The 24,924-nt window shown below is 72.5% G+C and carries 20 protein-coding genes; 11 read left to right on the top strand and 9 right to left on the bottom strand.

What is annotated here, in order from left to right; genetic code table 11:
- Window positions 1-109 precede the first annotated feature (109 nt).
- Window positions 110-2,701, top strand: a complete 2,592-nt coding sequence (gene pepN, locus ACZ7LV_RS36520) for an aminopeptidase N (protein WP_471945662.1) — start codon at window positions 110-112, stop codon at window positions 2,699-2,701.
- A 212-nt stretch (window positions 2,702-2,913) separates the two neighbouring features.
- Window positions 2,914-3,963: a hypothetical protein gene (locus ACZ7LV_RS36515; protein ID WP_471945661.1), complete on the top strand. Its 1,050-nt coding sequence runs from the start codon at window positions 2,914-2,916 to the stop codon at window positions 3,961-3,963.
- 95 nt (window positions 3,964-4,058) lie between these two features.
- Here the strand turns inward: ACZ7LV_RS36515 and ACZ7LV_RS36510 are convergent, their stop codons facing one another.
- Window positions 4,059-5,222, bottom strand: a complete 1,164-nt coding sequence (locus ACZ7LV_RS36510; protein ID WP_471945660.1) for a serine hydrolase domain-containing protein — start codon at window positions 5,220-5,222, stop codon at window positions 4,059-4,061.
- 159 nt (window positions 5,223-5,381) lie between these two features.
- Window positions 5,382-5,837 carry an NUDIX hydrolase gene (locus ACZ7LV_RS36505; RefSeq protein WP_471945659.1) on the bottom strand — a complete coding sequence of 152 codons (456 nt, stop codon included), beginning with the start codon at window positions 5,835-5,837 and terminating at the stop codon, window positions 5,382-5,384.
- 214 nt (window positions 5,838-6,051) lie between these two features.
- Here ACZ7LV_RS36505 and ACZ7LV_RS36500 point away from each other — a divergent pair, with 214 nt between their 5' ends.
- On the top strand, window positions 6,052-9,354 hold the full coding sequence (locus tag ACZ7LV_RS36500; RefSeq protein ID WP_471945658.1) for a S8 family serine peptidase: 3,303 nt from the start codon (window positions 6,052-6,054) through the stop codon (window positions 9,352-9,354).
- A gap of 50 nt (window positions 9,355-9,404) precedes the next feature.
- Here the strand turns inward: ACZ7LV_RS36500 and ACZ7LV_RS36495 are convergent, their stop codons facing one another.
- A complete protein-coding gene (locus ACZ7LV_RS36495) occupies window positions 9,405-10,142 on the bottom strand; it encodes a hypothetical protein (protein ID WP_471945657.1) in 738 nt (245 codons plus the stop codon).
- A gap of 1 nt (window position 10,143) precedes the next feature.
- Entirely contained in the window at window positions 10,144-10,689 is a 546-nt protein-coding gene (locus ACZ7LV_RS36490) for an RNA polymerase sigma factor (protein ID WP_401680318.1), read from the bottom strand.
- A 213-nt stretch (window positions 10,690-10,902) separates the two neighbouring features.
- Between ACZ7LV_RS36490 and ACZ7LV_RS36485 the strand changes: the two genes are divergently transcribed.
- Entirely contained in the window at window positions 10,903-11,931 is a 1,029-nt protein-coding gene (locus tag ACZ7LV_RS36485) for an aspartate-semialdehyde dehydrogenase (RefSeq protein ID WP_471945656.1), read from the top strand.
- Window positions 11,932-11,959: 28 nt separating this feature from the next.
- On the opposite strand, the gene ACZ7LV_RS36480 is transcribed toward ACZ7LV_RS36485, so the two are convergent.
- The gene (locus ACZ7LV_RS36480) at window positions 11,960-12,433 is read right to left on the bottom strand and encodes a DUF1203 domain-containing protein (RefSeq protein WP_471945655.1); all 474 of its coding nucleotides are present in this window, start codon (window positions 12,431-12,433) and stop codon (window positions 11,960-11,962) included.
- A 112-nt stretch (window positions 12,434-12,545) separates the two neighbouring features.
- Between ACZ7LV_RS36480 and pepN (ACZ7LV_RS36475) the strand changes: the two genes are divergently transcribed.
- The 3 genes from pepN (ACZ7LV_RS36475) to ACZ7LV_RS36465 all read left to right on the top strand — a co-directional run bounded on the left by pepN (ACZ7LV_RS36475) (window position 12,546) and on the right by ACZ7LV_RS36465 (window position 16,292).
- Complete coding sequence (gene pepN / locus ACZ7LV_RS36475) at window positions 12,546-15,161, top strand: aminopeptidase N (protein ID WP_471945654.1); 2,616 nt, start codon at window positions 12,546-12,548, stop codon at window positions 15,159-15,161.
- 91 nt (window positions 15,162-15,252) lie between these two features.
- Window positions 15,253-15,786: a GNAT family N-acetyltransferase gene (locus tag ACZ7LV_RS36470; RefSeq protein WP_471945653.1), complete on the top strand. Its 534-nt coding sequence runs from the start codon at window positions 15,253-15,255 to the stop codon at window positions 15,784-15,786.
- Complete coding sequence (locus tag ACZ7LV_RS36465) at window positions 15,783-16,292, top strand: MarR family winged helix-turn-helix transcriptional regulator (protein ID WP_471945652.1); 510 nt, start codon at window positions 15,783-15,785, stop codon at window positions 16,290-16,292. The genes ACZ7LV_RS36470 and ACZ7LV_RS36465 overlap by 4 nt, the downstream gene beginning before the upstream one ends.
- A 22-nt stretch (window positions 16,293-16,314) precedes the next feature.
- Here ACZ7LV_RS36465 and ACZ7LV_RS36460 read toward each other — a convergent pair whose 3' ends face one another.
- Window positions 16,315-16,590 (bottom strand): hypothetical protein, encoded by a 276-nt coding sequence (locus tag ACZ7LV_RS36460; protein WP_471945651.1) that lies wholly within the window; start codon window positions 16,588-16,590, stop codon window positions 16,315-16,317.
- A 76-nt stretch (window positions 16,591-16,666) separates the two neighbouring features.
- Between ACZ7LV_RS36460 and ACZ7LV_RS36455 the strand changes: the two genes are divergently transcribed.
- A complete protein-coding gene (locus ACZ7LV_RS36455) occupies window positions 16,667-16,846 on the top strand; it encodes a hypothetical protein (RefSeq protein ID WP_471945650.1) in 180 nt (59 codons plus the stop codon).
- Between the two features lie 264 nt (window positions 16,847-17,110).
- Here ACZ7LV_RS36455 and malQ read toward each other — a convergent pair whose 3' ends face one another.
- The 3 genes from malQ to ACZ7LV_RS36440 form a co-directional block, all read right to left on the bottom strand.
- Window positions 17,111-19,225 carry a 4-alpha-glucanotransferase gene (gene malQ, locus ACZ7LV_RS36450; RefSeq protein ID WP_471945675.1) on the bottom strand — a complete coding sequence of 705 codons (2,115 nt, stop codon included), beginning with the start codon at window positions 19,223-19,225 and terminating at the stop codon, window positions 17,111-17,113.
- A 150-nt stretch (window positions 19,226-19,375) separates the two neighbouring features.
- Window positions 19,376-19,753, bottom strand: a complete 378-nt coding sequence (locus tag ACZ7LV_RS36445; RefSeq protein ID WP_471945677.1) for a hypothetical protein — start codon at window positions 19,751-19,753, stop codon at window positions 19,376-19,378.
- 198 nt (window positions 19,754-19,951) lie between these two features.
- Entirely contained in the window at window positions 19,952-20,488 is a 537-nt protein-coding gene (locus ACZ7LV_RS36440; protein ID WP_401680343.1) for an HNH endonuclease, read from the bottom strand.
- Window positions 20,489-20,855: 367 nt separating this feature from the next.
- Between ACZ7LV_RS36440 and ACZ7LV_RS36435 the strand changes: the two genes are divergently transcribed.
- The 3 genes from ACZ7LV_RS36435 to ACZ7LV_RS36425 all read left to right on the top strand — a co-directional run bounded on the left by ACZ7LV_RS36435 (window position 20,856) and on the right by ACZ7LV_RS36425 (window position 24,916).
- Window positions 20,856-21,950, top strand: coding sequence for a mechanosensitive ion channel family protein (locus ACZ7LV_RS36435; protein WP_471945649.1), 1,095 nt, complete (start codon window positions 20,856-20,858; stop codon window positions 21,948-21,950).
- Between the two features lie 213 nt (window positions 21,951-22,163).
- Complete coding sequence (locus ACZ7LV_RS36430; RefSeq protein ID WP_471945648.1) at window positions 22,164-23,513, top strand: ROK family transcriptional regulator; 1,350 nt, start codon at window positions 22,164-22,166, stop codon at window positions 23,511-23,513.
- Window positions 23,514-23,566: 53 nt separating this feature from the next.
- On the top strand, window positions 23,567-24,916 hold the full coding sequence (locus ACZ7LV_RS36425; protein ID WP_471945647.1) for an ABC transporter substrate-binding protein: 1,350 nt from the start codon (window positions 23,567-23,569) through the stop codon (window positions 24,914-24,916).
- The last annotated feature ends 8 nt before the right edge of the window (window positions 24,917-24,924 follow it).

Raw genomic sequence — 24,924 nt, 5'->3', positions numbered from 1 at the left:
CGCCCCGGACCATTCCCGGCTGCCCCCGGTCAGCACCGCATGGGAGGATCGGTGCTGTTCAGCGACGTCCGACGAACCCGCGTCCGACGAATCCGAGGGAGAGCCGCCCGTGCCCGGTGAGAATCTGACCCGCGACGAGGCCCGGGAGCGGGCCGCCCTGCTGTCGGTCGACGGGTACGACGTGTCGCTCGACGTGCGCTCCGCGCTCGGCGAGGCGTCCGGCGAGACGTCCGGCGACGGGCCGCGGACCTTCCGCTCCGTCACCACGATCAGGTTCCGCTGCGCCGAGCCGGGCGCGGCGAGCTTCGCGGACCTGATCGCGCCGCACGTCACCGCGGTCTCGCTGAACGGCCGGGACCTCGACCCGAGCGAGGTCTTCGACGGCTCCCGGATCCAGTTGGAGGACCTCGCCGCCGACAACGAGCTGATCGTCGACGCGCTGTGCGCCTACTCCCGTACCGGCGAGGGCCTGCACCGCTTCGTCGACCCGGAGGACGGCGAGGTGTACCTGTACACCCAGTACGAGCCCGCCGACGCCCGTCGGGTCTTCGCCGGCTTCGAGCAGCCCGACCTCAAGGCACCCTTCCGCTTCGAGGTGCGGGCGCCGGAGGGCTGGACGGTGTGGAGCAACGGGGCCGGGCAACTCGCCGACGGCGTCTGGCGGTTCGCCGAGACCAAGCCGATCGCCACGTACATCACGTGCATCACGGCGGGGCCGTACCACTACGTCACGGACTCCTACACCCGCGAGTTCGAGGACGGCACGGCGCTGGAGATCCCGCTCGGCGCGCTGTGCCGCAAGGGCCTGGCGCCCTACTTCGACACCGACGAGATCTTCCGGATCACCAAGCAGGGCCTGGACTTCTTCCACGACCACTTCGACTACCCGTACCCGTTCGGGAAGTACGACCAGGCCTTCGTGCCCGAGTACAACCTCGGCGGAATGGAGAACCCGGGTCTCGTGACCTTCCAGGAGGAGTACCTCTTCCGCGGGAAGGTCACGCAGACCTCGTACGAGCACCGCGCCACGGTGATCCTGCACGAGATGGCGCACATGTGGTTCGGCGACCTGGTCACCATGGAGTGGTGGGACGACCTGTGGCTGAAGGAGTCGTTCGCCGACTTCATGGGCTCCTTCTCGCTGGTCCGCGCCACCCGCTTCACCGACGGCTGGATCGCCTTCGCCAACCGCCGCAAGTCGTGGGCCTACCGCGCCGACCAGCTCCCCTCCACGCACCCCGTGACCGCCGACATCCGCGACCTTCAGGACGCGAAGCTGAACTTCGACGGCATCACGTACGCCAAGGGCGCGAGCGTCCTCAAGCAGCTCATGGCGTACGTCGGCGAGGAGGCGTTCCTGGAGGGCGCGCGGCGCTACTTCAAGCGGCACGCCTACGGCAACACGCGCCTCGGCGATCTGCTGTCCATCCTGGAGGAGACCAGCGGGCGGGACATGGCCGCCTGGTCGCGGGCCTGGCTCCAGACCGCCGGCGTCAACTCCCTCACCCCGCAGGTGCTGCTGGACGCGCGGGGCCGCGTCGCGGAGCTGGCGGTGGTGCAGGAGGCACCCGAGTCGCACCCCCAACTGCGCCCGCACCGGGTACGGATCGGGCTGTACCGGCGTACGGCGGGCGGGACGCTGGAGCGGTACGCCGGCCACGAGGTGGACGTCGACGGACCGCGCACGGTCGTGCCGGGGCCGGTGGGCGCCGAGGCGCCGGAGCTGGTCCTGGTCAACGACGACGACCTCACGTACTGCAAGATCCGCTTCGACGAGACCTCGCTCGCCACGCTCAAGGAGGCGCTGGGCGAGCTGACCGACCCGCTGGCCCGGGCCCTGTGCTGGTCGGCGCTGTGGAACATGACCCGCGACGCGCTGCTGCCCACGCGGGACTTCGCCGACCTGGTGCTGCGGTTCGCCGGACGCGAGTCGGACATCGGCGTGCTGCAGATGCTGCACGCCTGGGCGGAGTCGGCGCTGATCCACTACGCGGCGCCGAAGTGGCGGGCCACCGGCGAGGAGCTGCTCGCGCAGGGCGCGCTGCGGGAGCTGCGGGCGGCCGCACCCGGCAGTGAGCAGCAGCTGGCCTGGGCGCGCTTCTACGCGTCGGTGGCGTCCGGCGGGGAGCACCTCGGCCTGCTCCAGGGGCTGCTGGACGGCACGGAGCTGATCGACGGGCTGGTGGTCGACCAGGAGCTGCGCTGGGCGTTCCTGGAGCCGCTGGCCGCGCACGGGGCCGCCGACGAGGAGGTGCTGGCCGCGGAGCTGGCCCGGGACGACACCGCGTCCGGCAGGCGCCGGCAGGTCCGCTGCCTCGCCGCCCGCCCCTCCGCTGCGGTCAAGGCCCAGGCCTGGGCGCAGGTGGTGGAGTCGGACGCGCTGTCCAACGCGCTCGTCGAGGCGACGATCGCGGGCTTCGCCCAGCCGTCCCGGCGCGACCTGCTGGAGCCCTACGCCGACAAGTACTTCGCGGTGATCGAGCGGGTGTGGCGGGAGCGGTCGATCCAGATCGCGATGCACGTGGTGCGGGGGATGTTCCCCGGGCTGCGTGCGAGCGAGGAGACGTTGGCGGCCGCGGACGCCTGGCTGGCCGCCCACGAGGACGCCGCGCCGGCGCTGCGCCGCCTGGTCCTGGAGGCCCGGGACGACCTGGCACGGGCCCTGCGGGCACAGGCGTGCGACACGGCGGCGGGCGGCTGACCATAGCTTTGGCCTGAGCTTGGGCCGTTGGTCACCGTTACGAAATTCAGGCAAGAACAGCCGTAACCCCTGGTCCGCACCCGAACGGACCAGGGGTTTTCGTCGCCTTCTCGGCATCCGAACATGCGTCCTTTAGTGCGAGCTTGTCGGGATTTGTCGACGGCCGTGTAACAGCGGTTAACGGGCGGATCAGGCACGGGAATCTCCGGGTCATGAACCACAACACCCCGCTCTCCCCCCGCCCCCTGCACCACCTGTCCGACGGCCGCCGCCGTGTCATGACGACCGCTCAGCTGCGGGCGCACGGCGTCTCCACCGCCGAGACCAACGAGCAGTGCAAGTCCGGCGGCCCCTGGCAGGAACTCCTCCCCGGCGTCTACCTGCTGCACCCCGGCCCGCCGACCAGCGAGGAGCGGCTGCACGCGGTGCTGATGTACGCGGCCCGCGAGCGCTCCCCCGGGGTGCCGGTCCAGCCCGGCGCCGACGACGAGCAACGCCCGCCCTACCCGGAGGCGATGATCACCGGTCTCGCCGCGCTCAACCTGCACGGCTTCGCCGCCGTCCCCCCACTGCCCTCCCTTGACCACATCGACGTGCTGGTCCCCCGGCTGCGCCGACTGCGTTCGACGGGCTGCGCCCGCCTGTCGCGCACCTCCGCGCTGCCCACACCGCAGTACCGCACGGGCCTGCCGGTCGCGCCGGTGCCCCGGGCCCTGGCCGACGCGGTGGCCGACCTCACGGACGCGGGCGCGGTACGGCGGCTGCTCACCGAGGCGGTGCGCGGTGGGCACTGCGAACCGGCGGCGGTCGTGCGGGAGCTGAACCAGGCGAGGCTGCTGAGCCGCCCGCATGTCGTGGACGCCGTCGACTCGCTGCTCGCGGAGGGGCGGGCGATGGCGGAGGACCGGCTGTACCGCATGGTGCGGGAGTTCGGCCTGCCCGACCCGGTGTGGAACGTCGACCTGCGCCTGCCCGGTGGGCCGCACCTGGGCGGCCTGGACGCCTACTGGCCGGAGCACGCCGTGGCGGTGGAGCTGGACACCCGGGCACCCCGCCAGGGGGACCGGCAGGAGGACGACGCCCTGTGGTCGGAGTACGCCCGCAAGCGTGAACACCTGGAGCGGCTGGGCATCACGGTCGTGTACATCACGCCCAGGAAGCTGCGGGACGCGAGGGAGCAGCAGGCGACGGTCGTGCGCACGGCGCTGATGGCGTCGGCGGACCGGGACCCGGCGGCGTATGTGGTGGTGCTGCCCCGGTAGTGACGGACCGGGGCAGGCATCAGGAGGGGAGGGGAGGGGCCGTACGGCGGCGACGCCGTACGGCCCCTCCTCATGTCCGGGCGCGGCGGAGCGGGTCAGCGCGTCCCGAGGCGCGTCGCGCCGCGGGCGTCGCCGCAGAACTCCGCCTCGACGACCGCGTCGGTGTCGCCCGCCCAGTCGCCGTTGAAGTTGAGGGCGAGGGAGTGCCGGGCGTCGGGGGTGGTGACCGCCTCGGACGACGAGCCGTGTATGCCGCCGCCGTGGCCCCAGACGTGGACACCGCAGGACAGCTTCCGCTCCATCAGGCCGAGTCCGTAGCCGTCGTTCGGGGCGCCGTCGATCTCCACCGTCGTCTTCATGGCCTTCAGCTGCCCCGGCGGCAGCAGCTCGCCGCCGAGCAGCGCCCGGTAGAAGCGGTTCAGGTCCGAGGAGTCGGAGATCATCTCACCGGCCGCGTACGCCAGGGAGGGGTTCAGCCTCGTGACGTCGTACGTCGGCCCGGTCGTCGTCGGCGCCAGCTTGCCGTAGGCACGGCTGCTGGGCTGCGGAAGCGCGGCCCGCATGCCCGGCACCGACGTGGCGTGCAGGTGCAGCGGCTCGATGATCCGGTCGCGGATCTCCGCGCCGTAGGGACGTCCGGTCGCCTTCTCGATCACCATGCCGGCGAGGACGTAGTTGGTGTTGGAGTAGCCCCAGGACGTGCCCGGCGCGAACTCGGGCCGGTGCCCCATCGCGATCGCCACCAGCTCGGCCGGCCTCTTCGTGTCGTAGCGGTGCGCGAAGAAGCCGGCCTTCAGGAAGTACGTACGGCCGAACTCCTCGTCCGAGGTGTAGTCGTTGATGCCGCTGGTGTGGTTCAGCAGCCGGCGCAGGGTGATCTTCCGCCCGTCGTGGCCGTTGCCTCGCACCGTGCCCGGCAGCCACCGCTCCACCGTGTCGTCCAGCGACAGCCGGCCCTCCGCCTCCAGCTGGAGCAGCACCGTCGCCACGAACGTCTTGGTGATGCTGCCCACCCGGTACCGGTCGGACGCCGAACGCGGCTCGCCGGTGCGCAGGTTGCCCACGCCCTCGGTCGCCCGCCATGTGCGGTGCCCGTCCTTCACCGTCGCCGTGGCACCGGGCACGCCCTCCCGCACGGCGGCCCGCAGCGCCTCGCGGGTGGCGTCGTGGCCGCCGCCGGGGGCCGCCAGGGCCGCGCCGGCCAGGGCCGCCGACAGCGCCACGGCCGTCGCCGCCACCAGGGTCACTCGTACGCTCATGTCTTCCCCCATCCGATCCCCTCGGATCCTTCGTGGATCACAGCACAGTCGGGGGAAGAAACCATGAGCACCCCGTGAAGGTTGCCGAAGTGCGTCCAGGTTGAGTGGGTTTCGGCCTTTCCTCTCCCGAGGGCCACGCCGGCCCTCCAGGACCTGCTCCTATCCCAGGTCGACGCGCCCCGCGGCCGGACGTTCCCGCCACAGCCGCAGACCCAGATCGACCAGGCCGATACGCCGCAGGGCGGGAACGGCGTCGAGCGCGTGCCAGGCGGCCATGTCGGTGGAGCCGCCGATCTCGTGGCGCAGTTCGCCGCCGGCCACCGTCCCCTCGTACACGAGGCGCACGCCGTGGTGGTCGGTCGCCCGGCGGAAGCGGGGGCCCGGGAAGGTGCGGTGCAGGGAGTGGACGCCGAGGATGCCGGTGACCTCGATGCGGTAGCCGGTCTCCTCGCGCACCTCCCGGCGGACGGTGTCGTAGGGGTCCTCGCCGTGCTCCATGCCGCCGCCGGGCAGCACCCACTCCGGTGTCCCGTCGGGTGCCGGGGAGCGGGCGAGCAGCACCTGGCCGTCGCGGACGCATATGGCGTAGGCCGCCACCCTCAACTTCTTGCGCACGAGGGGACGCTATCCCGCCTCACCGGGAATGCCGCCCGCCACCCGAAATGTTCCGCTCGCCCCCTGTACCCCTCGATGCGCATCGCGGGTTTTCCCCATTCATCCATTTCGATGCGGTCAACCCTCGCCAAAGCACCCACCGTTGCGTAAGGCTGAGCGGTCGTCCGGGACGGTGTTCCGGACTGTCTCGTTCCTTAACCAACAAGGGATGCCGATGTCACTCAGCCCCCAGAGCGAACCGATACCGGGCGCGAGACGCGTGGCCCGGATCGCCGTGGCCGCCGGCCTTGTCGCCGCGCTGGCCGCGGCCGGGCCGATACCCGTGGCGCTCGCCGCGGACCAGGCGCCCGCGGCCGCCGACCCCGGAGCGAAGTCCGCGCACGAAAAGCTCGGTTCCGGCGACGCGGAACTGCTCGCCGAGGCCAAGGCCGACGGCGCCAAGACCGTCACCATGATGGTCGCCACCGCGCCCGGCGGCACCGAGCAGGTCGCCGAGCAGCTCGACTCCGTCGACGGCGGCCTCGTGGGCCGTACGTACGACAGGCTGGGCTACGTCCGGGCCACCGTCCCCACCGGCAAAGCGGACGCGGCCATCGCCGCCGCCGCCAAGCTGTCCTCCGTGCACGGCATCGACCTGCGCGAGGAGATACCCCTGGACGACCCGCGGCCGAACGCGGGCACCACGCAGGGCGGCAAGGCCGCCGGCAGCTACCCCGCGCCGGGGAGGAACACCCCGGCCGAGAACCCGTACAACCCGTCCTTCGAGACCGGCGCCGTCGACTTCGTCGCGGACCACCCGAAGGCGGACGGCCGCGGTGTCACCATCGGCATCCTCGACTCGGGCGTGGACCTCGGCCACCCGGCGCTGCAGAAGACCACGACCGGTGAGCGCAAGATCGTCGACTGGGTGACCGCCACGGACCCGGTCGTCGACGGCGACGGCACCTGGCGCCGGATGACCACCTCGGTCAGCGGCCCCACGTTCGCCATCACCACGCCCACGCTCGGCACCGAGACGTTCAAGGCGCCCGAGGGCTCGTACAAGTTCAACTACTTCTCCGAGTCGGCCACCACCGGCGGCGACATGGCCGGTGACCTGAACCGCGACGGCGACACCACGGACGTCTGGGGCGTCCTGTACGACGCCGCCTCCGGCACCGCGCGCGTCGACCTGGACGACGACCTCGACTTCACCGACGACGCCGCGATGAAGCCGTACAAGGACGGCTTCCAGATCGGGTACTTCGGCACGGACGACCCGGCGACCGCGATCGCCGAGCGGATCCCGTTCGTGGTCGAGATCCGCAAGGACGTCGTCTACAACGCGGCCGGCGCCAAGGCCGACTACGTCAGCATCGGCGTCATCGAGGGCTCGCACGGCTCGCACGTGGCCGGCATCACCGCCGCCAACGGCCTGTTCGGCGGCCGGATGAACGGTGCTGCCCCCGGCGCCAAGCTGGTCTCCTCCCGGGCCTGCACCTGGTCGGGCGGCTGCACCAACGTGGCCCTCACCGAAGGCATGATCGACCTGGTCGTCAACCGGGGCGTCGACATCGTCAACATGTCGATCGGCGGCCTCCCGGCGCTCAACGACGGCAACAACGCGCGCGCCGAGCTGTACACGCGCCTGATCGACGAGTACGGCGTCCAGCTGGTGATCTCCGCGGGCAACTCCGGCCCCGGCGCCAACACCATCGGCGACCCGTCGCTGGCCGACAAGGTGATCTCGGTCGGTGCGACCGTCTCCAAGGAGACCTGGGCCGCCAACTACGGCTCGGCCGTGGAGAAGCGGTACGCCATGATGCCGTTCTCCTCGCGCGGCCCGCGTGAGGACGGCGGCTTCACGCCGACGCTCTCCGCGCCCGGCGCCGCGATCAACACCACGCAGACCTGGTCGCCCGGCGGCCCGGTCGCCGAGGCCGGCTACAGCCTGCCGCCCGGCTACTCCATGCTCCAGGGCACCTCGATGGCCTCTCCGCAGGCGACCGGAGCCGCGGCGCTGCTGCTGTCCGCCGCGCAGCAGAAGGGCATCGACCTCACCCCGGCGACCCTGCGCACGGCACTGACCTCGACCGCCGACCACATCAAGGGTGTGCAGGCGTACGAGGAGGGCGCCGGCCTGATCAACATCCCGGACGCCTGGGACTCGATCCGTGACGACGCCACCGCGCACACCTACGAGGTCAAGGCGCCGGTCGACACCGCGATCGACCAGTTCCTCAAGACCCCGGGCTTCGGCACCGGCCTCTACGACCGTGAGGGCGGCCTGAAGGCCGGCCAGAAGAAGACGTACGACGTCACCATCACCCGTACGTCCGGTCCCGCCACGGCGGTCCGGCACGAGCTGCACTTCGAGAACAACACGGGCGGCACCTTCCGCATCGTCGGCGACGACGTGGTGAGGCTCCCGCTGAACCAGCCGGTCACCGTCAAGGTGCAGGCCGCTCCGAAGTCCGCAGGGCTGAAGAGCGCGATCCTGGAGCTCGACGACCCGCGCACCGAGGGCATCGACAAGCTGGTCCTCCACACCGTCGTCGTCGCGCAGCCGCTGAAGTACAGCTACTCCGCGTCCGGTTCGGTGCAGCGCAACAGCACCACCTCGTACTTCGTGACCGTGCCCGAGGGCGCCAAGTCGCTGGAGGTCGCGATCGGCGGGCTGAGGAGCGGGAGCCAGACCCGGTTCATCGCCATCCACCCCTACGGCGTCCCGTCCGACCCGACGTCGACGATCAACTGCTACCCGAACTACTCGAACCCGGCCAACACCTGCCGTCCGGACGTGCGCTCGTACGCCGACCCGCAGCCGGGAGTCTGGGAGATCGAAGTCGAGTCGCGCCGTACGTCGCCGCTGCTCGACAACCCGTACAAGCTGGACGTCACCGTGCTCGGCGCGGCCTTCGACCCGGAGACCGTGACCGTGCCCGAGGCCAAGGTCGGCGTGCCGGCCACCGCCTCCTGGAAGGTGACCAACGGCTACGCCGCCATCGACGGCAAGCTGGTCGGCGGGCCGCTCGGCTCGTCCAAGACCACCCGCCCGACGATCGCGCAGGGCCAGACGCAGACCAGCACGGTCGAGGTGCCCGCGGGCGCCACCTCGCTGGACGTCGCCATCGGCGGTGTCTCGGACGCGGCGGCCGACCTGGACCTGACGGTCTACGACAGCACCGGTGCGGTCGTCGGCCAGGCCGCCGACGGCGACTCGGAGGAGCAGGTGACCATCGCCTCCCCGAAGGCCGGCACCTACACCGTCGAGGTCGTCGGCTACGCCGTGCCGGCCGGCTCCACCGCGTACGACTACCGGGACGTCTTCTTCTCCGCCGCCCTCGGCAGCGTGAGCGTGGACGGCTCGGCTCCGGTCAAGCTCGGCACGGGCGCGTCGGCGACCGTCACCGGCGACGTCGTGGCCACCGCCGCCGCCCCCGAGGGACGCGAGTTCTTCGGTCAGGTGCAGCTGGTCAACGCCCGCGGCACCGCGGCGGGCATCGGCAACGTGAAGATCGAGAAGGTCACGCCGTAGCACGTCGGTAGGCCGAGGGGCGGGCGTCCGTGCGGGCGCCCGCCCTTCTGCTATCCGCAGGGTGTCGTGGCCGCCTGCGGCAGCGTCTCGGTGAGCAGCGGGCGTTGACCGGCGATGGCCGCTTCGCCGACGAGCCAGAAGTCGGGGGACGCGCTGCCTCGGCGGATGACGACGAGTGCCTGGCCGCCCTCGTCGAGGCCGGCGCTGGTGGGGATCGCGAACGTGACCTCGGCGTCGCCGTCCGCCGGTTTCCAGGAGCGGGTCACGTCGAGGGTGACGCGTTCCTCGGCGGTGCCGGGGACGGGCCGGGCCTTCGTCACCTCGCCCTCGACGACCAGGCGGGCGCAGGCCAGATACTCGGCCGAGCCGAGCGGGCCCGCCGTCTTGGCGTCGGACTCGGCGCTGTCGGCGGCCGCCCCGGCCGTCTCGTCCGCGCCACCGCCCGCCTGGACGAGCAGCCACCCGAGGCCCGCCACCATCGCCCCGGCGGCCGCGATTCCGGCCGCGCCGAGGACGAGCGCGAAGGAGCGCCGACGCCGCGGGCGCGTCCGGACGGGCGCCGGGACCGGCGCGGATCGTTCCGGCTCCGCCGCCAGCGCCGCGCCGAGGATTCCCAGCTGTTCGCGCAGCAGCGCCACGTCCGCGGCCGCCGACCGGTGCGCGGCCATGAAGGCGCCGTCGGCGCGGGCCGCCTCGGTCAGCGGCTCGTCGGTGAGGACGGCCATCAGCGGGTCGACGGGGAAGGATCCGCCGTCGCGGCCGCCGTCGCCGCCGTGTTCGACGCTCACCTCACACCACCTCGTCCTCGTGCAGGCGGGCGCGCAGTGCCCGGACCGCCGTGTGCAGCCTGCTCTTGACCGTGCCCTCCGGGACGCCGAGCTCCTCGGCGATGGACCGCACCGGCAGGTCGGCGTAGAACCGCAGGACGAGGACCTGACGCTGCGCGTCGGGCAGTTCGTCCAGGCCCTGGGCGACGGCGAGGGACAGCAGGCTGGTGTCCTCGCCGGAGGGGTGCGCCGGCTGGCGCAGCGAGGCCAGGCGCTCCCCGATCCGCTCCTGCCGGCGCTTGGCGCGGTGCCAGTCCATGGCGAGGTTGGAGGCGACCACCGCCGCCCACGCCGAGACGTCCCGCGGTGCCTCGTGGCCGCTCGCGGCCCGCTCCAGCAGCCGCAGGCGTACCTGCTGCACCCCGTCCGGCAGGTCCGCCTGCGGCACCCCGCCGAGCGCGAGCACCGCCCGCACCCGGCGCTCCTGGGCCGCGTCCAAGGGATCGCCGACGTCACCGTGCCCGTCGCCCCCCTGGCCGCGGCGCGCCCTTCCGCGCAGCACAGCCACCCCTCTCCTTGCCGCGTTTCCCTTAAGACGCCCGGACGGGCCGGAACGTTCGATCCGATTTCGGGGCAGGCATCAGTGGCGTAGGTCATAGAGGCCCCGTCCCACCAGGCGGGCACAAGCCCAAAGGATTGGACACAGGGGCCCGGGTGCCCCGCATGATGGAAAGGCCCCGGTCAGGGCAGGGGCGCCCGCAAACCACGCAAAGGAGTCGTCGTGAGGGTCGGAATCGTCGGAGCCACCGGTCAGGTCGGCACGGTCATGCGCAGGATCCTCACGGAGCGCGACTTCCCGGTGACGGAACTGCGGCTGTTCGCCTCGGCGCGCTCGGCGGGAACGGTCCTGGACGGGGTCACGGTGGAGGACGCGGCCACGGCCGACTACACCGGCCTGGACATCGTCCTGTTCTCCGCGGGCGGCTCGACCTCCAAGGCGCTGGCCGAGAAGGTCGCCGGGCAGGGCGCGGTCGTGATCGACAACTCCTCCGCCTGGCGCCGGGACCCGGAGGTGCCCCTGGTGGTGTCCGAGGTGAACCCGCACGCGATCGCGAGCCGCCCCAAGGGCATCATCGCCAACCCGAACTGCACGACGATGGCCGCGATGCCGGTGCTGAAGCCGCTGCACGAGGAGGCGGGCCTCGAAGCGCTCGTCGTCGCCACCTACCAGGCGGTGTCCGGCTCCGGTCTCGCCGGTGTGGACGAGCTGTTCGAGCAGGTCAAGAAGGTCGGCGAGGACGCGCCGAAGCTGACGCACGACGGCTCCGCGGCGCAGTTCCCGGCGCCGGACAAGTACGTCGCCCCGATCGCGTACAACGTGCTGCCGATGGCCGGCACGGTCGTGGACGACGGCCTGAACGAGACCGACGAGGAGCAGAAGCTCCGCAACGAGTCCCGCAAGATCCTGGAGATCCCCGCCCTGAAGGTCTCCGGCACCTGTGTCCGCGTCCCGGTCTTCACCGGTCACTCGCTCCAGATCAACGCCCGTTTCGCCCGCCCGATCAGCGCCGAGCGCGCCAAGGAGCTGCTCGCCGGCGCCCCCGGCGTGGCCCTCTCCGAGGTCCCGACCCCGCTCCAGGCGGCCGGTCAGGACCCGTCGTACGTCGGCCGCATCCGCGAGGACGAGACGGTCGACCACGGCATCGCCCTGTTCGTCTCCAGCGACAACCTGCGCAAGGGTGCCGCGCTGAACGCGGTGCAGATCGCGGAGCTGGTGGCGGCGGAGCTGTCCGCCAAGGCCGCCGGCTGAGTCCTCCGCGCCGACGGGCCCCAGGGCCCTACGGCCTGCGGACCTCGTAGAGGAAGCAGCCGTGCTCGACGGCCCGGACATGGACGAGTGCCACCTCCGGGTCGTCGAACGCGTGCGTGAGCGCCGCCTCGAAGTCGTCCTCGACCAGCCGGCCGCCCAGGATGCGCCCCGCGGCCGAGTAGCGGCGCAGCGTGCGGTGCGCGTTCGTGAAGGGCAGGTCGCCGTCGCCCCGCGGCCCCCCGCATTCCCCCGCATGGATGAAGACGGGGCCCTGTTCGTCGTAGGCCCCCGGATCGGCGCCCGTCGCCGCCGCCCAGCGGCGCAGCGGCGCGTACGAGACCAGGGCGATCGGCTCGCCGGGCGCGCTGCGGCGCAGGCAGCAGCGCAGCGGCGCCCCGCCTTCCTCGTCCGTCACGAAGGTCGTCCCCCGCCCCGCGTCGTCGGTGGCGCGCAGCTCCTTGAGGACCGGCTCGTCGATGGCGCGTGCTCTGTACGTCGTCATGGCCCCAGGTTCGCGTGTCGCCGCCCCGCCCACCGGCGGGAAACGGACATCGCCATCCGCGCAGGTCGCGTGGAAGGATGGCGCCACCGACACATGACGAGGAGATGACCGCGTGCCTGGCACAAACCTGACTCGCGAAGAGGCGCAGCAGCGGGCGAAGCTGCTGACCGTTGACTCGTACGAGATCGATCTCGACCTGTCCGGGGCGCAGGGTGGGGGCACCTCCCGCTCGAGCGAAGCCGAGAGTGGGGGAGGCACCTTCCGGTCCGTGACCACGGTCCGCTTCGATGTCGCCGAGACCGGCGGCGAGTCCTTCATCGACCTGGTGGCGCCGACCGTCCATGAGGTCACCCTCAACGGCGACCCGCTCGACGCCGACGCGGTCTTCAAGGACTCGCGGATCGCCCTGACCGGCCTGCTGGAGGGCCGGAACGTACTGCGCGTCACGGCCGACTGCGCGTACACCAACACCGGCGAGGGCCTGCACAGGTTCGTCGACCCGGTGGACGACCAGGCCTACCTCTACACCCAGTTCGAGGTGCCGGACGCCCGCCGCGTGTTCGCGTCCTTCGAGCAGCCGGACCTGAAGGCGACCTTCCAGTTCACCGTGCGGGCGCCCGAGGGCTGGACCGTCATCTCCAACTCGCCCACGCCCGAACCCCAGGACAACGTCTGGGTCTTCGCGCCCACGCCGCGCATCTCGACGTACATCACGGCCCTGATCGCCGGCCCCTACCACAGCGTGCACAGCGTGTACGAGAAGGACGGCCGGTCCGTCCCGCTCGGCATCTACTGCCGGCCCTCGCTCGCCGAGCACCTCGACTCGGACGCGATCTTCGAGGTCACGCGGCAGGGCTTCGACTGGTTCCAGGAGAAGTTCGACCACGCCTACCCGTTCGAGAAGTACGACCAGCTGTTCGTGCCGGAGTTCAACGCGGGCGCGATGGAGAACGCGGGCGCGGTGACCATCCGCGACCAGTACGTCTTCCGCTCGAAGGTCACGGACGCGGCGTACGAGGTGCGCGCCGAGACCATCCTGCACGAGCTGGCGCACATGTGGTTCGGCGACCTGGTCACCATGGAGTGGTGGAACGACCTGTGGCTGAACGAGTCGTTCGCCACGTACACGTCCATCGCCTGCCAGGCGGCCGCGCCGGGATCGCGCTGGCCGCACGCGTGGACGACGTTCGCCAACTCCATGAAGACCTGGGCGTACCGCCAGGACCAGCTACCGTCCACGCACCCGATCATGGCCGAGATCAACGACCTCGACGACGTGCTGGTCAACTTCGACGGCATCACGTACGCCAAGGGCGCCTCGGTGCTCAAGCAGCTCGTCGCCTACGTCGGTGAGGACGAGTTCTTCCGCGGCGTGCAGGCCTACTTCCAGCGGCACGCCTACGGCAACACCCGCCTGAGCGACCTGCTGACCGCCCTGGAGGAGACCTCGGGGCGGGACCTGAAGACCTGGTCGCGCAAGTGGCTGGAGACCGCCGGGATCAACGTCCTGCGCCCCGAGATCGAGACGGACGCCGACGGTGTCGTCACGTCCTTCGCGATCCGCCAGGAGGCGCCCGCGCTGCCCGCGGGCGCGAAGGGCGAGCCGACGCTGCGTCCGCACCGGATCGCGGTGGGCCTGTACTCGATGGACCACGACGCGGGGAAGCTGGTCCGTGAGGAGCGCGTCGAGCTGGACGTCGACGGCGACCTGACGGCCGTACCGCAGCTGGTCGGCCGGGCGCTGCCGGACGTCGTGCTGCTGAACGACGACGACCTGTCGTACGCCAAGGTCCGCCTCGACGAGCGGTCGCTGGCGTTCGTCACGGAGCACCTCGGCGACTTCGAGTCGTCGCTGCCACGGGCGCTGTGCTGGGCGTCGGCGTGGGACATGACGCGCGACGCGGAGCTCCCCACCCGCGACTACCTCTCCCTCGTCCTGTCCGGCATCGGCAAGGAGTCGGACATCGGCGTCGTGCAGTCGCTGCAGCGGCAGGTGAAGCTGGCGATCGACCTGTACGCCGACCCGGCCGCCCGCGAGATGCTGCTGACCCGCTGGACGGACGCCACGCTGGCGCACCTGCGCGCCGCCGAGCCGGGCGGCGACCACCAGCTGGCCTGGGCGCGCGCCTTCGCGGCGACCGCCCGCACCCCCGAGCAGCTCGATCTGCTGGAGGCACTGCTCGACGGCGCCCAGACGGTGCAGGGACTGGTCGTGGACACCGAGCTGCGCTGGGCGTTCGTCCAGCGGCTCGCGGCCGTGGGCCGCTTCGACGAGGCGGAGATCGCGGACGAGTATGAGCGCGACAGGACGGCGGCGGGTGAGCGCCACGCCGGCACCGCCCGTGCCGCCCGCCCGACGCCGGAGGCCAAGGCGGAGGCCTGGGCGTCGGTCGTCGAGTCCGACAAGCTGCCGAACGCCGTGCAGGAGGCGGTGATCGGCGGCTTCGTCCAGACCGACCAGCGCGAGGTGCTCGCGCCCTACGCCGACAGGTACTTCGAGGCGCTGAAGGGCGTCTGGGACTCCCGCTCCCACGAGATGGCCCAGCAGATCGCGGTCGGTCTGTACCCGACGGTGCAGGTCTCCGAGGAGACCCTCGCCAAGACCGACGCGTGGCTGTCGGCCGCGGAGCCGGGCGCCGCGCTGCGGCGGCTGGTGTCGGAGTCGCGCGCGGGCGTCGAACGGGCCCTGCGGGCCCAGGCGGCGGACGCCGCGGCGGCCCAGGGCTAGGGTCCACCCCGCCCGCCACGCGGTCCGAGGGGCGCCCTGCGAGCTCGGCTCGGGGGCGCCCCTCGGCGTGCGGCGGGATAGCCTGGAGATCATGGGGGACTGGGAGACGCGCCCGGCGTCGACGGCGGACGTCGAGGCGGTGGCCGAGTTGCGGGCCCTGGTGCTGCGGTCGGATCTGGAGCGGCTCGGTCGGTACGACGAGCGGCGCGTACGGCAGCGGCTGCGGGACGGGTTCATGCCGGAGCACACCTGGGTGATCGAGGTCGGCGGCACGTTCGCGGGCTGCGTGTCCCTGCGCCCGGCCGGTGACGTCCACTGGCTGGAGCACTTCTACCTGGCCCCGCGCCTCCAGGGCGCCGGCATCGGCGGGGCGGTGCTGCGCGCCCTGCTGGAGCGCGCCGACCGCGACGGTCGGCGGATCCGCCTGAACGTCCTCCAGGGCAGCCCGGCGCGACGCCTGTACGAGCGCCACGGGTTCACGCCGGAGACGGAGGACGCGGTGGACGTGTTCATGGTCCGCGAGCCCCGCCCGGACCCGGCGATGCGGGGGCGGCGGAGCGCCGGGCGAGCCGCTCCCGCCCACTTCTTGCAGCCGCGGGACCCCGCGCGGATACTCCCCCCATGACCCCGCTCCCCGACCCCTCCCCCGGAGACGCGGTCGACGCGATCGTCGCCCAGTGGGCCGCCGTACGGCCCGATCTGGACACCAGGGGGATCGAGGTCTTCGGCCGCGTCCACCGGCTGGCGCGCACGATGGACGACCGGATGGAGAAGGCGTACGCACGCTTCGGCGTCTCACGCGGCGAGTTCGACGTGCTGGCCGCCCTGCGGCGCTCGGGCGAGCCCTACACCCTCTCGCCCCGTCGGCTCTCGGCCACGCTGATGCTCACCACCGGCGGTATGACCGGCCGTCTGGACAAGCTGGAGCGAGCCGGACTGCTACGCCGCCTGCCTGACCCGCACGATCGGCGGGCCCTCCAGGTGACCCTCACCGAACAGGGCCTCCACCTCGTCGAGGAGGCGTCGCGGGCGGGACTCGCCGTCCAGGCGGAGGCCCTCGCGGCCCTCACCCCCGGGCAGGTCGGCCAACTCGCCGACCTGCTACGGAAGCTGCTCTCGACGGACGCGTGAGCGGGGCGGGCGGAGTCGGCCCTCAGGCCTGGGCGTCGGCCCGCGTCGTGATGTTGGAGCTGGTCGTGTCCCGCTGCTTGTGGGACTTGTCCAGGACCATGACGAGGCCCGCGATCACTCCGAAGATCGCGAGCGGGGCGAACACGAACCAGCCCAGCGTCTCGATGACGCTCAGGCCCGTGCCGGGGTCGTCGCCGTCGTCACGCGTCAGCGCGAGCGCGGGGGACGACATGAGCAGCATCATCAGCGTCGTACCGGCGGCCAGGGCGCCGGCGCGCAGGGCGTTCTTCTTGTCCACGGTGCCAAAAGTATCGAACCCCGGGGGCGGCCGCGCGTCCGGGGTGCCGTAAGGGGTCCGGCGCCGCGAGGCCGAGGTGCCCGAAGGCGCCCGGCCGGCGACGGACGAGAACATCACGGGGCGGCCCAACCCGGCGGTCCCCCACCGCCCGGGCAACCCGACGGTGGACTCGTACCACCGCCTGATGCCGGGCGTCGAGGCGCCCGCCCCGGTGCCGTTCCGCGCCGCCCCTGACCCCACGGCACGCCGCCGGTAAGCCCTGCCGCGCCCTCACACCCTCGCGGTCTGCGCCCCGCGCACGACCCGCGTGCCCCCACGCCCGCCACGGCCCGTATGCCGGCCCCTCAGCCTCGCCCACACACCCGCCACGGCCGCCCGTGTGCCCGGGCCCCCCACACACCCGCCACGGCCCGTCGGCCTTCCGGCCACGCCCGCACACCCGCCACGACCCGTGGTGTGCCAGCCCCCGGCCTCGCCCGCACACCCGCCACGGCCCGTGTGCCAGCCCCCGGCCTCGGTCTCACGAGCCCCCCTCGTCCCGCCGTGCCGCCTCGTTCGCCTCCTCCCGTAGGACCTCCATCAGGGAGCGCAGCCGGGGCGAGGACGCCAGGACCTCCAGGGTCACCGGGCGGCCGGACGCGTCGGCGATCGGCAGGCGCCAGTTCGGATACTCGTCCCACGTCCCCGGCAGGTTCTGCGGACGCCGGTCCCCCACCCCGTCCGGCAGCCACACGCCGATCATCCGGGCGGGCGTGCGCAGCAGATAGCGGTGCACGGCCTGCACCTCGGCCTCCTCCGCGCCCGCGCCGAGACCGCCACCGGTGCCGCGCAGCAGTCCCAGCCGGGTGAGGAGGGCGAGCCACTCCCCCGTGTCGGCGGCGGCCCGCGCGCGCTCCACGTCCAGGGGGGCGCCGAGGAGGCCGAGCCGGTCACGGAGTTCCACGTGGTCGCCGGTGAGCCGGGCCGCGGTGGGCGGCAGGTCGTGGGTGGTGGCGGTGGCCAGGCAGTCGGCGCGCCAGCTGTCCGGCGGCAACGGCCGGCCGTCGCCTTCCCAGTCCCGCTCGAACCACAGCACCGACGTGCCGAACACCCCCCGCTCGCGCAGCGCTTCCCTGACGCCTTCCTCGACCGTGCCGAGATCCTCACCGATCACCATCGCCCCGGCCCGCGAGGCCTCCAGCACCAGGACGGCGAGCATGGCCTCCGCGTCGTAGCGGACGTACGTCCCCTCCGTCGGCGGCAGTCCCACCGGCACCCACCACAGCCGGAACAGGCCCATCACATGGTCGATGCGCAGGGCGCCCGCGTAGCGGAACAGTCCGCGCAGCAGCCCCCGGAACGGCGCGTATCCGGACTCGGCCAGCCGGTCCGGGCGCCAGGGCGGCAGACCCCAGTCCTGGCCCCGGGAGTTGAAGGCGTCCGGCGGGGCGCCCACGGACATCCCGGCGGCGAAGTACCGCTGCTGCGCCCAGGCGTCGGCGCCCCCGGGATGCACGCCGACCGCGAGGTCGTGCACGATCCCGACCGGCATCCCCGCCTCCCGCGCGGTGCGCTGGGCGGCGACCAGCTGGGCGTCGGTGAGCCAGGCGAGGCGGCAGTGGAAGTCGACGCGGTGCATCAACTCCCGTCGCGCACGCGCGGTTTCGGGCGAGCGGGGGTCCCGCAGCCCGGCGGGCCAGGTGTGCCACTCGGGGCCGTGCACCTCGGCCAGCGCGCACCAGGTGGCGTGGTCCTCCAGGGCCTCGCCCTCCTCGGCGAGGTAGTCGCAGTAGGCGGCGCGCCTGCCGGGGCCGAGGGGCACCTCCCCCACCAGCTCCAGCGCCTCCCGCTTCAGCTCCCACACCGCGTCCCGGTCGATCAGCGCGTCCTTCTCCAGCACCAACTCGCGCAGCCTGTCCGCCCGTTCGGCGAGCGAGCGCACGCGCTCGCGGTCGTCGGCGTGGGCGTACTCGGGAACGGCCTCGACGCGCAGGTGCACCGGGTCGGGGAAGCGCCGGGAGGAGGGGCGGTACGGGGAGGGGTCGGTGGGGACGCCGGGGACGGCCGCGTGCAGGGGGTTGACCTGGATGAATCCGGCGCCCAGCGAGCGGCCGGCCCAGGCGGTGAGTTCGTCGAGGTCGCCGAGGTCGCCCATGCCCCAGGAGCGCCGCGACAGCAGGGAGTACAGCTGGACCAGCAGTCCGTACGACCGGGCCGCCGGTGTGGGCAGCCGGGACGGGGCGGCGATCAGATGGGCGTGGGCGGTCCGCCCGTCGGGCGCGGCCGCGGTGAGGCGGTGGACGCCGGGCGGGAGGTGTGCGGCGGCGTCACGGGTCTCGCCCTGCTCGGTCTCGACCCGCAGCCGGGTGCCCTCGGGCAGCGCGGCGAGGGCGGCCGGCGCGGCGCCGCCCCAGCTCACGACGGTCGGCGGGAGCAGCCGCTCGCGTAGTTCCGCGCGGCGGGCGGCGAGCGCGGCCCGGGTGGCCTCGGGCGTGCTCGCGTCGACCCCGAGCGCGGCGAGGGTCCCGATGAGCGCGGCGGCCGAGGCGGCGACCGTGCGGTGCGGGGCGGGGCTGTAGGAGGGGGCGACACCGTGGGACTCGGCGAGCCGGCACAGGTCCTCGTCGGGGACGTCGGCCGGCCGGGGCGCGCTCACCCGCGGCCTCGCGCGGCCGGCGTCGGGATGGCGGTCATCCATGGCCTCGCGGGATCAGCGTCGTCCGGGATGCGGTCATTCACAACCTCGCGGGATCGGCGTCCGAGGAGCGGTCGTGTGCAGTTGTGTCGGCGTCCGGGCCGTGGCCCGTCACGGCCTCGTGAAGTCGGCGTCGGGGGCGGCGAGCGGAGGCTCGCTGGTGAGGGGTTCGGCGTCGGGCAGCGGAGGTTCGCTGGTCAGCGGGGCCTCGGTGCAGGCACCCTCGGCGCTGAAGGCGCACACATGTGCGAGATCCGGGCCGGCCGGAGAGGCCTTAGCCGGATCACGGTCGGCGGGCGGCGCCGCCTGCCGCGGGAACGGCGTGCGTTTGGAACGGTGCGTGTCCCCGGGCGGAGGGGTGCGTTTGGAGCGTGCACCCGCCTCTGCGCGCGGCTTGTCGTCGCGGCGGGGCCGGTCGTCGGAGAGAGCGGACAGCAGAAGGTGCGCCGATGCGGCCACGAAAGCCTCCTCGTCGATACGAATGGTCATCGCAGCCCTACCCAGTGAGCGCGATGCCAGACGTCCCCCCGCCGAAGAAGGCCCTCCTCCTCACGCTCCGCACGCAAGCACTTCCCCTGGGTCCCGCCGGACCCGTCCACGACGGCCACCTTTCGGGACCGGGGTGGAAAGGTCTGTCCCCGGTCCCGTGCGGGCATCCCGCGCCAGGAGATGCGAAAGCCCGGATCCTCAGGCGGGAATGCCCTCGATCCGGGCCAAGGCGTCGTCCGCGCCGTACGGCTGCAAGTACGGCAACCAGCGCGGATCCCGGTGGCCGGTCCCGATGATGCGCCAGGCCAGGCCGGTAGGTGGGGCGGGTTTGTGGCGCAGCCGCCAGCCGATCTCGCCGAGGTGGCGGTCGGCCTTCACGTGGTTGCAGCGGCGACAGGACGCCACCACGTTGTCCCAGACGTGCTTGCCCCCGCGGCTGCGCGGGATGACGTGGTCGACGCTGGTTGCGACGCCACCGCAGTACATGCACCGGCCCCCGTCGCGGGCGAAGAGCGCCCGGCGGGTGAGAGGAACGGGCCCCCGATAGGGAACCCGGACGAATCGCTTGAGCCGGACCACGCTGGGTGCGGGGACTGTGACGGTCGCGCTGTGCAGATAGGCGCCGGACTCCTCGAGGCATACGGCCTTGTTCTCGAGGACGAGGATGAGCGCGCGGCGGAGCGGTACGACGCCGAGTGGCTCGTACGACGCGTTGAGGACCAGGACATGCGGCACGGATGCCTCCTTGTACGCCGGCGGCGCGTGGCTCGCGCCGGGACGATCTGCAGTCAGTCTCCCCTCATGCCTGGTGAAAGCGCCACCATGTCCCGGTAACGGGCTGGGAGTGTTTTCGACCACATCGGCTTCCTCCCCAGGCTCCCGACCATTTCCTCCCCCCTCCTCGCCGAACTGTTCGCCTCACCTGCTGTTCGTCTGATCTGTACATCCCCCGGGTGACACCGTCTCTCCCTCGAACTGCGCAACGATCCCCACACGATGCCCCGATAGTGTGGTTCCTCCGCCCGTCCGGTGACCTGTTCGTGACCTTGGACCTGACCGCCGTACCGGGGGGCGGGCCGTTGTGCCACCTGGAGGTACCCCCGTGTCGTCCTTGCCCGCCCTACTGGCCGCCGGACCGTCACCGTCACCGTCCCCGTCGGAGACGGCACCCTCCGTGCCCACCTTGCAGGACGCCCAGCAGCGCGCCACGAACGCGGCCGGCTGGGTGGAGCAGAACTGGTCCACGTGGCTCGCGATCGGCCTGCGGGTGCTGCTGATCGTGGTGATCGCGGCGGTGCTGCGGGTGGCGGTGCGGCGGGCGATCACCAAGCTGATAGACCGCATGAACCGCACCGCCCAGTCCGTGGACGGCACGGCGATCGGCGGCCTGCTGGTGAACGTGGAGCGCCGCCGCCAGCGGTCCCAGGCGATCGGCTCGGTGCTGCGCTCGGTGGCGAGCTTCGTCATCCTCGGCACCGCGGCCCTGATGATCCTCTCCACGTTCCAGATCAATCTGGCGCCCCTGCTGGCCTCCGCGGGTGTGGCGGGTGTGGCGATCGGCTTCGGCGCGCGCAACCTGGTGACGGACTTCCTCTCCGGCGTGTTCATGATCCTTGAGGACCAGTACGGCGTCGGCGACTCGATCGACGCCGGTGTCGCCTCGGGCGAGGTCATCGAGGTGGGCCTGCGCGTGACGAAGCTGCGCGGCGACAACGGGGAGATCTGGTACGTCCGCAACGGCGAGGTCAAGCGGGTCGGCAACCTCTCCCAGGGCTGGGCCACGGCCGGCGTGGACGTCACCGTGCGCCCCTCCGAGGACCTCGACCGCGTCAAGGCCGTGCTCGGCGAGGTCGGCGAGGCGATGAGCAAGGAGGACCCCTGGAACGAGATGCTCTGGGGCCCGATCGAGATCCTCGGCCTGGACAGCGTCCTGCTCGACTCGATGGTCGTGCGCGTCTCCGCCAAGACCATGCCCGGCAAGGCCCTCACGATCGAGCGCGAACTGCGCTGGCGCATCAAGCGCCGCTTCGACCAGGAGGGCATCCGCATCGTCGGCGGACTGCCCCTCCAGCACGAGGAGAGCCCCGTGGCGGACCCGACGGCGGGCATGGCGGCCCCGTCGGTGTACGCCAACACCGCCTCTCCGCAGGCGGCCGCCGCGTCCCCGATAGCGCCGCCGACGAGCACCACGAAGTAGCCCGCGCGGCCCGCGGCCGGGAGGACCGGCCACCGTGGCAGAGGAACGCCCCCAGGTAACGACTCCGTTGCCTGGGGGCGTTCCTCTTGACGCCCGGTTTACGGCGGGCCTACGTTCCCTCCCAGCGAATAGGAAACCTTCCTAACAGTGGCGGATGGACGCGACGTCCCGGCCGCTGCCAAGCTGAGCGGCCGAAAGGCAGGTGTCGACGCCATGGCAGGAACCGCGGGAACCCCGGGCACCCCCCGCGTGCTGCGGGCCATGAACGACCGCGCCGCGCTGGACCTGCTCCTGGAGCACGGCCCGCTCTCCCGCACCCGGATCGGCAAGCTCACCGGCCTGTCCAAGCCGACCGCCTCGCAGCTGCTGGCCCGGCTGGAGGCCGCGGGGCTGGTGCTGGTGACCGGCACCAGCGAGGGCCGCCCCGGACCGAACGCCCAGCTCTACGCCGTCAACCCGGCCGCCGCCCACGCCGCCGGCCTCGACGTCACCCCCGAGCGTGTCCTCGCCGCCGTCGCCGACATCACCGGCCGCACGGTCGGCCGTCACGAGGTCGCCACCCCCGGCAGACGGCCGACCCAGCCCGTCGTCCGCCAGGTCGCCGACGCCCTCGACGGCGCCGTGAAGGCCGCGGGTCTGACCAGGGCAGACGTCCACCGGCTCGTCATCGGCACGCCCGGCGCCTTCGACCCGAACACCGGCCGACTGCGCTACGCCTCGCACCTGCCGGGCTGGCACTCCCCGACGCTCCTCGACGAACTCGCCGCGGCGCTGCCGATGCCGGTGGAGTACGAGAACGACGTCAACCTCGTCGCCGTCGCCGAGCAGCGGCTCGGCGCCGCCCAGGGGCACGCCGACTTCGTGCTGCTGTGGAACGAGGGCGGCCTCGGCGCCGCCCTGGTCCTCGGCGGCAGGCTGCACCGCGGCTGGACGGGCGGTGCCGGCGAGGTCGGCTTCCTGCCCGTCCCGGGCGCGCCCCTGGTCCGCCAGGTCACCAAGGCCAACAGCGGCGGCTACCAGGAGCTGGCCGGCTCCCAGGCCCTCCCCGCGCTCGCCCGTGACCTCGGCGTCCCCGACGTCCCGTCCGGCCCGTACACCGAGGCCGCCGCCGCGCTGCTGGCGCGCGCGGCCGAGCGGTACGGCGACCCGGGCCAGGGCGCCGCCCCGTCCGACCCCCACGCGGGGCGCCGTACCCGGCGCGCCGAGACCGGAGCCGGCCGCCCCACGGCCCCGGCGGGCGACGGCCCCGAGGGCGGCGAGGGCACCGGACCCGGGACCGAAGACCCCCACCGCCGTCTCCTGCACACCTACGCCACACATCTCGCCACAGGTCTCGCCTCTCTCGTCTCCGTCCTCGACCCCGAGCTCGTCGTCCTCAGCGGCACCTCCCTCACGTCCGGCGGCGAGACCCTGCGCGCCCTGGTGCAGGCCGAGCTGGCGGAGCTGGCGGCGGCCCGGCCCCGGCTCGTCCTCGGGGACGTACGCGACCATCCCGTCCTGCGCGGCGCCCTGGAGAGCGCCCTCGCCACCACCCGCGACGAGGTCTTCGACACCTCGCGCTGAGCAGCACACCCGACCCGGCCCCATCCCCGTCCCCTGCCCTGGGAGGCCTCGCCATGCCCGGAAAGTCCCGAAAAGCGGCCACGCACGTCACCGTCTCCATAGCCCTCACCGCCGCCACCGCCCTCCTCGCGACCGCGTGCACCGGCCAGGCGTCCTCCGGCGCGGACGACGATCCCTCCCAGGCCACCACCCTCACCTTCTGGCACGCCTGGAGCGCCCCCTCCGAGGTCGCGGCCGTGAAGGCGCTGATCGCCGGTTTCGAGAAGGCACACCCCCAAATCGACGTGAAGATCGTCGGCAACATGACCGACGACAAGATCAACCAGGCCCTGCGGGCGGGCGGCAGCAACGCCCCGGACGTGATCTCCTCCTTCACCACCAACAACGTCGGCAGGTTCTGCACCTCGGGCGCGCTGGTCGACCTCAACCCGTTCTTCGAGAAGTCGGACGTCGACCCGGAGAAGACGTTCCCGAAGGCGATGAACGAGTACACCCAGTTCGAGGGCAACCGCTGTGCGGTCCCGCTGCTCGGCGACGCCTACGGGCTCTACTACAACAAGACGGCCTTCGAGAAGGCCGGCGTCAAGACCCCGCCGAAGACCTGGTCCGAGTTCGAGACCGTGGCGAAGAAGCTGACCGTCCCGCAGGGCGACTCCTACAAGCAGCTCGGCTTCATGCCGAACTACCACGGCTGGGAGACCACCACCGAGCACTACCTCGGCCAGTTCTCGCCCACGTACTTCGACAGCGACGGCAAGTCCAACGTCGCCAAGGACCCGGCGTTCGCGGCCGCGTTCACCCTCCAGAAGCGACTCGTGGACGCCCTCGGCGGCTACCGCAAGCTGGAGAAGTACCGCGCCGGCCTCGGCGACGAGTGGGGCCCGAAGCACCCCTTCCACACCGGCCAGGTCGCCATGCAGCTCGACGGCGAGTGGCGCCTGGGCATGGCCCTGGACGCCGAGCCCGGCTTCGAGATCGGCGTCGCCCCGCTGCCCGTGCCCGACGACCAGGCCGACCAGTACGGCAAGGGCTACCTCAGCGGCACCATCGCCGGCATCGCCGCCACCAGCGAGAAGCGGAACGCGGCCTGGGAACTGGTGCGTTACATGACCACCGACACGGACGCGGTCGTGAACTTCTCCAACGACATCCACAACGTCCCCTCCACCATCGACGCCCTGAAGTCGCCCAAGCTGAAGTACGACCCGCGCTTCAAGACGTTCCTGGAGATCGCCGCGAACCCGAACTCGACGACCACGCCCGCCTCCGTCAACGGCGGTGTGTACCTGACGACGATCCAGGAGTTCGGCTACGACTACGAGAGCGGCAAGGCGACCGATCTGAAGGCGGGCCTCGCGAAGACCGCCCAGCAGATCGACACGGACATCGCCCAGGCGAAGTAGGGCGCACC

This window comes from Streptomyces sp. NPDC107562 (assembly GCF_055657325.1).
This window is presented reverse-complemented; position numbering and strand designations above follow the sequence as displayed.